Below are 9,055 nucleotides of genomic sequence, written 5' to 3' on the forward strand. Positions count from 1 at the left end.
TGAACAGGGATTGAGTCTGCTAATTTAATCATAATTAGTAAATTTGTCGTGACAAAAATCAGCTATATGGCAGAAGAAAATTTCTCATCTCTCGGTAAAGTAGAGGCTATCAAGAAATTATACGAAGGAACGTCTTTCCAACCGTTTTCCAGTGCCTGGTTCGAAACATCAGGCAAGGCTTATGCCACGACGAAGACGGCAGTGCTCTCGGAAGGCATAGACTTCGATCTCGTATACTTCCCGCTCAAGCATCTCGGCTATAAGAGCGTCATACTCGTGACAGGTGAACTCTATGCGGAGTTCTCCCATCCGCGCACCCTTTCAGTGAAGCTCGGAGTGTCTTCAAAGCTCGATTTCGGCCAGATCAAGGAACTCTGGGAGGGCATCATCACCGCGGCCAAGGAGCATGGCTACAGCAGCGTGGATCTTGACCTCAACCCATCCCTCAACGGGCTCTACATTGCCATCAGCGCAAGCGGAGAGACCAGCCTGCTGATGGGCAAGCGCCGTCCGGCAGCAAAGAGCATGGACCTTATCTGCATCTCAGGGAACCTCGGTGCGGCCTACATGGGCCAGCAGGTGCTCATGCGCGAGAAGATGGCCTTCGACAAGACCAAGGACGACAGTGCGCAGCCTAAGCTCGACGACTACAAGCAGCAGATCGGCGCATATCTCAAGCCTCAGCTCAACCCTAAGGTTCTCTCGCAGTTCGAGGATACCGAGATCATGCCTTCATTCGGATATTTCGTGACACGCGGACTTGCAGATGCAGTGAAGAGGCTCACGCGTGACAGCGGATTCGGAGCCAAGGTCTATATGGACAAGCTTCCTTTCGCCGGCAATTCCTTCGAGCTCGGAAAGAAGCTCGGCACCGATGCCGTGACCGCAGCGATGAACGGTGGTGACGACTGCCGTCTTCTCTTCACCGTTCCGATCGGACACCACGACAAGTTCCGCCATGAGTTCCAGACCTACGACGTGATCGGACATCTCGCTAAGCCAGAGGTCGGAAGTGTCATCGTGACTCCTGACGGCGTGGAATTCCCTCTCAAGGCCCAAGGCTGGGAATAGAATGCGATATTCTGAATCTAGAAACTGAAGGTCTCGCTGACAGGCTTGCCGTCCTCGGTAATTCCTTCCACTACGACCTTGAACTTACCTTCGTAAGAAGGAAGCTGGCAGTCGAACACGAAACTTTCACCTCCGTCGACATCAACCTGCGGATGCCAATAGACGGTGTTCCTGTAATCCGGATAGTTCGAATCCGAGGAGACGTTCCTGCATGTGTAGGCAACCGGCCAGCAGGCACCCTGGAAATCCACGGCGCGAACAGCCTCCGGGAAGGTCAGTCCAGCCATGTTCCTCTTATATGTGACGAAATTCACGATTCCGTTGCAGCATCTCGGTCCGATGAAGTAGGTGGACGGATAGATGTCGATCTTCTCCACGAGGAGTGGGTCGTAATCGTACACCTTGTCATGATCGAGAATCGGGGTTCCGTCTATCATTATCAGGGATTCTCCGCTGGTGAACATGGTCTTCGACGCGTCAGTCAGGGTGACATGAAGCAGGTGCTTCTTATCCCTGTTGATGAAACGAACACCCTGAACGAACTCGAGTATCACCTCGCTCATGAGCGGGAATCTCGTATAATCCTTAAGGATGTAGCTTCGAGGTTCCGCAGCCCCGAGGAGCATATTCGGGCGGTAAGGAAGCTTCTCGTAGAGCGTGTCCGATGCGAACATCTTCTCGATCTGCATCGCCGTACCCCTGAGTTCGAGGTCCTTTCCTATCATAGGGCTGACCTGGAGGGAAGCGATACCGTTAGCCTTGTTGTCCACGAAAGGAGAATCAAACTCAAGATGCGCACCCTGAACCTCCTCTTCGTTCTCGATCTGGCTTACCAGGATGTTGTCTCCATAGTAGTTGTTGGTCACGAAGAACACGCGTCCATCCTCTTCTATATTAGAATAGTAGATTCCGCTGAGATCGCCAGGATTGGAGATGACGGCGTAATTTCCATAGTACTTGGCGGCATTCTCTCCGACGCAGCGACCACTGATGACCTCACCTTCGAAATCAGGAATGACCTTGTTTTCGAAGACCGGTGCCTTGGTCGCCGAGTTCCTCGCGAGGAACTCAGACACGCCGTCGTTCTCAGGAGAGACAAGCTGGTCGTCATGATATACTGAAACGCTGAGCGTTGCAGCCTTCGCGGCCTTGTTCTCGAGCCTGAGCCTTGCAACCCTGCCCCTGTTACTCTCCAGTGACACGGAAAGGTCACCGACATTCTTCGGTGCTGATTCTTCCTGGCTGGCATAGACCTCGTCGCTGACGAGCTCCGCAGTCTTGGAACGCACGGATGTGAAGGTATTGTAGACGGATATGGTCTTCGCGGTCTCGAAGAAGTCGTAGCCGACCTCGTTCCTGTTCTGGGCCGTATATGCTATGAGCTTATAGTTACCGGTAGGAAGTGCCCTGGGAAGCACGAGTGCACCTGAGCCACGGCCGCCGATAAGGGCGATCTTGCAGGTGGCCTCAACGCCGTCTTCGGAGCACAGCTCCACATAGGCAAGGCTGCTGAAATCGGAGAAGGAGCCCTCGCCGAGATCGAGACAGAAAGCAGAAAGCCAGATATTATCTCCTGCCACGTAGCAAGACTTATCCGTAGAGAGATAGGTTCTCTCCACCACATGCTCGGCTGCGAGAAGATTCGCCGCCACAAGCACGGACATTATGATCATTATTATCTTCTTCATGGCTCTAAATATCATCGTTTATCCAATCAGTTGGCCTCTTTTCCTTGCTGCCGCCCTTGAAGACGCAATCCACGCAGCGGGCATATCCCCACATCCATACCGGTCCGCCCATTCCGTAGGTGACATGAACCGGCCTGTAGAAGGCCTTGTACTTAAGTTCATAGTCACTTGGCATGACCTCCACGAGCTCAGCCTTCGCCCTGTCTTCCGGATCGTCATAGAACTTAAGGTCGTCGGCATAGAGATAGCGACGGATCTCGCTTGTCCCGGAAACATTGATGAATCCTATGACATATTCCTTAGGGTCGTCGTCACAGACGATATTGCCCACCATCTCGCTCGGGTTAGGAGCATCGAGCTGGCCCGGGTTGTTCGAAATGACGTCGAGATTCTTCCAGTATTCATAACCGGACTGGGAGATGGACTGAAGCGTCACCGTCATCCTGTAGATATAGTTCAGCTTGGTCTCGTTGGAGCGTATCTTCGCGAACTTGTGGTTCACGAGCTTGTTCGTAGTGAGGCCCTCTACAGTACCGAGAAGGATACCGTCGGAGACGTTGCTGTCCCAGCAGTAGTAGTTGTTATTCTTTCCCGTGAAATAGATAATCTGGCCGGTCTCGAAGAGGCTGCTCGCAGGCTGGTAATAAGCGCTGGCGCTGATAAGGGAATGATATTCCCACTCCTCCTTGAAGGTCCACCTGTAGTACTTCTGATCCTCGGGAGAGGTCAGGCTTATGGTAACGTCAAGCTCCGTCCTCGGCTCATTGATGATATAGCTGAGGCTGTCTATCACCGGTGCCGTCTGCACGGGCTGGAAATCTGTCGAATAGCGTCTTCCGTTGTCAAGGTTCTTGACGACGAGCCTGTACTCACGGTCACGGGGAGCATTCTCGGTATCTATAGCGAAGATTCCCCTCTTCAGCTTGACGCTCTTGTGGACCATGCCTCTCTGAATATATGTACCCGGGTATATCTTACCGGTGTTGTCCTCCACGTAGGCCGTAGCGTTAGGCTGCGTCTCCGAACCGATAGGAGCATCGAGAGCCATCAGGTAGCTTACGCACACCTGAGTCTCCGAACCGATGAGTATATCACCCTCAATCACGAGCCTCTCCTCCAGCTTCGGAATCTCCGGGGTGAAGGGGTACGTGCAGGAATACACCAGCACGGGCGTCAATAATGCAAACAATAGTTTCTTCATGATGCTAGAACTTGAAATTGAGGTTCAGATAAGGGATAGGCACGGCGAAGACGGACAGCATGTAGCCGCTCACCTTCGAGCCGCCGTTGGCAGTATAGTATACGGAGTATGCATTCTTCCTCGCGGTAACGTTGTAGACACCGAAGGTGATCACCGTATGGGTAATGGCCTTGAGGTAGTGTCCCGGGTCGATGTTGAACGCAAGGTCGAGCCTGAAATAGTCCGGAATCCTGTATCCGTTCCTTTCCGAATACGAGAACCTGATACCTCCGCCATACTCATACTTTCCGACAGGGATGGTTACCGGACGTCCGGTAGAGTAGTCGAGGTTGGCTGATACGCTGTAACGGTGGGTGAACTTGTAGTTCGCCACAACCTTCAGGTCGTGCGGCTTGTCGTGAGCCGCAGGATACCACGCACCACCGTTGATGGTCTGAAGACCCCTGTCCTGCATCTCCTTGAGGAGGGTGCGGGAGTAGGTATATGAGATCCATCCGTTGAGCTTGCCGTTAGGCTTCTTGATCATGAGCTCGGCGCCGTAGGCCATGCCCTTGGTAGGGACGACGTCCTCGGCGAGATGCTCGTTCATCATGAGGACAGCTCCAGACTTGTAGTCAAGGTAGTTCCACATCTGCTTGAAATATCCCTCGAGCGAGATGTCGATCTGGCTGTCGCCGACAGTCCAATAGATACCTGCTGCCGCCTGATATCCGTCCTGAGGCTTGATGTCTGGATCGCTGAGCTTCCATGTGTCCATAGGGGAGATCGACGCTGTGTTGGTAAGCAGGTGGATGTACTGTCTCATCGAGTTCACGCCGGCCTTCAACGAGAGCTCCGGAAGTATGCTGTATTTCGCAGAGACCCTCAGTTCCGGCATTCCGTAGAACTTCGGACGGTCGATCTGGCTGAATCCGGAGAATCGCAGACCATAGTCCATGGAGAACTTGTCGCCAGGCTGCCAGGTGTCGGATATGTAGGCCGAGACTTCGACCGCCTTCTCGATACCGAGGTCCTTTGCCTCTATTGCGGAATCCTCGAATGACGGAGTCTTTATACCAGGAGACATGATGTACATGATGCCCTGGAGGCCATACTTGAGTGTATGCGCATCACCGACCACCGACTTGTAGTTGAGCTTGGTGTAGGCCTGACGGACAAAGGTGCTGTACTTGTATGCCTCCCACTGGTTGACAGTGTTGTCGAGCGAGTTTCCGTACTGGTCATAACCTGCGACGAGCACATATCCGTGGTTCGCACTGAAGTTGTTGCGCCACTTGAGCGAAGCATTTATGTTGCTGTAACGATAGGTCGTATCACCCGAGAAAGAGAACTTGTCCCTCGAATAGTAGCCATAGGCATGTATCGAGTTATGGTCATTGAACTTATGGCTGATACTTGCGTTGGCGTCGTAGAACTGCGACTTACCGCCATTATAGTTACTGTTCTCAGGGATGAGCTTCATGATCCAGTTCGAGTAGGTCGTACGGGCTCCGATGAGGAAGGTGGTCTTGCCCTTCTTGAGAGGTCCCTCAAGATGGAAGCGGCTGGTGAGAAGGCCTATTCCGAGCGAACCCTCGACCTTGTTCGAATTGCCCTCGCGGCTCTTCACGTCGAGAACGGACGAGATTCGGCCGCCGAACTCTGCCGGAATGGAGCTCTTGTAGAGCTGGACGTCGTTGATGACCTCGTTGTTGAACGCAGAGAAGATTCCGAACATATGGCTCGGATTGTAGATCGTACCGTCGTTGAAGAGGATGAGATTCTGGTCCACGGAACCGCCGCGGACATTGAAACCGCTGGAGGCCTCACCCACCGACTTGACGCCAGGAAGGGTCGTCACGACCTTGAGCACGTCACCCTCGCCGAATGCTACCGGCACCTTGTTGATGACGCTTATCCTCATGCGCTCCACGCCCATTGCCGGATCCCTGTGAGCGACGTTGGACTCGGCTGAAACGACGGCTTCCTTGAGGGCATTGACCTTTTCCCTCATCACAACGTTGAGCTCGCCGTCGTCATACACTATGACCTGAAGCTTGAGCTCTTCGAGCGAGTATCCGTTGAAGGAGATGGATCCGTCACCGACCATCATTGAGAGGTTGTAGAATCCGTATGTATCCGTTACCGAATAGTTACCGCTCTTGTCGTCCACGACGGAAACTCCGATGATAGGCTCGCCGGTGGCAGCGTCGGTGATATGTCCCGATACGCGCGCCCTTCCGGTGCGTCCTTCCTTTCGGTCTCCGATCTCATAGACGCGGTTTGCGAATGTAGCTGTCTGGACATCTTCCTTGAGGTATTCTGCATATTCTACCTTCACGTCGCCGGTCGAAGTGGAGAAGTAGCCGTCAGGAAGAGTCGAATTGATTGCAAGGCCGGTGGTGACATACCACGCTCCGTCATACCAGGACACGGTGTAGCCTTTATCCTTGATCTGCTGAAGCGCAGCCTGGACGAAAGACTCACGAGGTGCAGTCACGGTATAGCTGTTTTCGTCCTTTTCATTGTGGAGATAGTAGATCTTCTGACCGAAATCCTTGCGAAGGAAGGTGATGAGAGAGTCTGTCTCGACCCTTTTCACCTCTACGGTGTTCTGGGCAAAGGACGAAACGGCCATGATCATGCCCAGGATAAGCGAGAACAGTCTTTTCATATCCTACCAGAAATCTTGCGCGCCTTTCCCCTTCCGATCTTCTTCATCAGACCGCCTTTCGCCATATAGTACTTGGCATTATACTGGAAGAAATAGATGAGAGAGGAATCATAGTCGGGGTCATCGAAACCGATGGCGGCACCGTTGTTATAGTTAGTATTGCTGGTGAAGGTCTTCGTCACCTTCTTGTAGATGGTCGTAGTGCCGTCGTCGGAGAGGACTTCATAGAAACCCTGAGGGGCAGACTTCTTGAAAGTTGCCTGCGGCCTTTCGAAGCGGCTCTCGCCAATCGTGAAATAATCTACGTAATCGTCTACGAGGACTATGCCGGAAAGAAGCTCCTCTGACTTCACGAGTATCTCTCCTCGTGAAGCATCGAAGTTCAGAAGCACGTCTTCGTACGTCTTGGAGTTATACTTCACGGTTCCGGGAAGATACTCCTTAGTGCTCCAGAAACAATGCCCGTTGTGACGGATATTGTATGTGAAGGCACGCTTGCCTCTGAAGAGAACTGCGTTCTTCTTCGTGGTTTGCATATAAACGCCATAGTCTGTGTCCTCCTGGGCGTATACGCTTTCAGAGAGACACAGACATAGCGATATGATGACAATACCTGAACAGAATGACTTCATTCAATACTGTCTTGGTATCTCAGACTACTTCTTGAAGATGCTGAGGATATTGGAAACTGAGCTGGCGATGGCACCTGCGTCCTTTGCAACAGAAGATGCAGTGTTTGCAGCCTGCTGAGCCTGGCTTGAATTAGCTACGGTACCGGCAATCTTCGAGAGCTGATCCATGACTGTATTCGAGGTGTTGTTGGTCACGAGATTTGACGAACCGAGCACGAGACCAGTCGCGAAGCTCTTCTTGTAATCCTTGTCAGCAGCCTTGAGGCCAGCGATGCTTGAGGTAAGCGAAGCGATGTTGAGAAGGTTGGTCGGGTTGCTCATATCGAGCTTGTTACCGTTCGCTGCATATGCGGTGAAGAGGGTGCGGAGTGCTGAGCCGGCAGCTGAACCAGCCTGCTGAGCTGTGGTGTTAGCTGCAGCCACGGTGTTTGAAGCACCAGCTGCAGGAGCTGAAGAACCACCCTTTGAAAGGAGTGAGCATGAAGATGCAAGCATTGCGGCAGTCGCGAGGACTGCAAGGAATTTGATAGCTTTCATGTTATAACTGTTTCTTTAGATGTTATCGAAGATTTCTGAGAAGGATGTTGAGGTCGACTTCCTTGCGGATGATTCCGTTGAGGTCCTCGATCTTTACTCTCTCCTGTGCCATTGAGTCACGATGACGGATGGTAACGCAGTGGTCGGTGAGACTGTCGTGGTCGACGGTGACGCAGAAAGGAGTACCGATTGCGTCCTGGCGACGATATCTCTTACCGATTGAGTCCTTCTCATCGTACTGGCAATTGTAGTCGAACTTGAGGTCATCCATGATCTCCTGAGCGAGAGCGACGAGCTCTGGGTTGTTCTTGAGGAGAGGCATGACTGCAACCTTAACTGGTGCAAGAGGAGCAGGTATGCTCAATACTACGCGGCTCTCACCGTTGCCGAGATCTTCTACCTTGTATGAGTTGCTGAGCACAGCGAGTACCATACGGTCAACTCCGATAGAGGTCTCGATGACGTAAGGAGTGTAGCTCTCGTTGGTCTCAGGATCGAAGTACTGGATCTTCTTTCCAGAGTACTTCTGATGGTTTCCGAGGTCGAAGTCGGTTCTTGAATGGATACCCTCGAGCTCCTTGAAGCCGAATGGGAACTGGAACTCTACGTCGGTTGCAGCATTTGCGTAGTGTGCAAGCTTCTCATGATCATGGAAACGATAGTTCTGTGCACCCATACCCATGTTCACGTGCCACTTCATACGGGTCTCCTTCCACTTTGCGAACCAGTCGAGTTCAGTACCTGGCTTGATGAAGAACTGCATCTCCATCTGCTCGAACTCCCTCATACGGAAAATGAACTGGCGAGCGACAATCTCGTTACGGAATGCTTTACCGATCTGAGCGATACCGAAAGGAATCTTCATGCGGCCGGTCTTCTGCACGTTGAGATAGTTCACGAAGATACCCTGCGCAGTCTCCGGACGGAGGTAGATGGTGCTGGCACCGTCTGCGGTGCTACCCATTGAGGTGCTGAACATGAGGTTGAACTGGCGAACCTCGGTCCAGTTGCAAGTACCGCTGATAGGACATACGATGCCGCAGTCCACGATGATCTGCCTGTACTCGTCGAGATTGTTGTCGTTCTGAGCCTTCACGAAGCGGTTATGCACTTCGTCATATTTCTTCTTCTCGCGGAGAACGTTAGGGTTGGTTGCGCGGAACTGCTCCTCGTCGAAAGACTCACCGAATTTCCTGCGGCCTTTCTCAACCTCCTTGTTCATCTTCTCCTCGATCTTCGCGAGATAATCCTCGATGAGGACGTCTGCACGATA

At 52.4% G+C, this 9,055-nt stretch carries 7 protein-coding genes; 1 reads left to right on the plus strand and 6 read right to left on the minus strand.

Annotation, left to right across the window (positions count from 1 at the left end; all coding sequences use genetic code 11):
• Positions 1-66: 66 nt before the first annotated feature.
• Complete coding sequence (locus AC06ND_RS03890) at positions 67-1,071, plus strand: thiamine-phosphate kinase (RefSeq protein WP_475677682.1); 1,005 nt, start codon at positions 67-69, stop codon at positions 1,069-1,071.
• A gap of 17 nt (positions 1,072-1,088) precedes the next feature.
• On the opposite strand, the gene AC06ND_RS03895 is transcribed toward AC06ND_RS03890, so the two are convergent.
• The 6 genes from AC06ND_RS03895 to AC06ND_RS03920 all read right to left on the minus strand — a co-directional run.
• Complete coding sequence (locus AC06ND_RS03895) at positions 1,089-2,759, minus strand: hypothetical protein (protein ID WP_475677683.1); 1,671 nt, start codon at positions 2,757-2,759, stop codon at positions 1,089-1,091.
• 4 nt (positions 2,760-2,763) lie between these two features.
• A complete protein-coding gene (locus tag AC06ND_RS03900) occupies positions 2,764-3,960 on the minus strand; it encodes a DUF4249 domain-containing protein (protein ID WP_475677684.1) in 1,197 nt (398 codons plus the stop codon).
• A 4-nt stretch (positions 3,961-3,964) separates the two neighbouring features.
• Positions 3,965-6,613, minus strand: a complete 2,649-nt coding sequence (locus tag AC06ND_RS03905; RefSeq protein WP_475677685.1) for a TonB-dependent receptor — start codon at positions 6,611-6,613, stop codon at positions 3,965-3,967.
• Positions 6,610-7,149, minus strand: a complete 540-nt coding sequence (locus AC06ND_RS03910; RefSeq protein ID WP_475677686.1) for a hypothetical protein — start codon at positions 7,147-7,149, stop codon at positions 6,610-6,612. The genes AC06ND_RS03905 and AC06ND_RS03910 overlap by 4 nt, the downstream gene beginning before the upstream one ends.
• A gap of 120 nt (positions 7,150-7,269) precedes the next feature.
• Positions 7,270-7,782, minus strand: coding sequence for a hypothetical protein (locus AC06ND_RS03915; RefSeq protein WP_475677687.1), 513 nt, complete (start codon positions 7,780-7,782; stop codon positions 7,270-7,272).
• A gap of 22 nt (positions 7,783-7,804) precedes the next feature.
• Positions 7,805-9,055 (minus strand): glycine--tRNA ligase (locus AC06ND_RS03920; RefSeq protein WP_475677688.1); only part of this gene is annotated, 1,251 nt, incomplete at its 5' end.

It is taken from the genome of Candidatus Cryptobacteroides sp. (genome assembly GCF_056207615.1).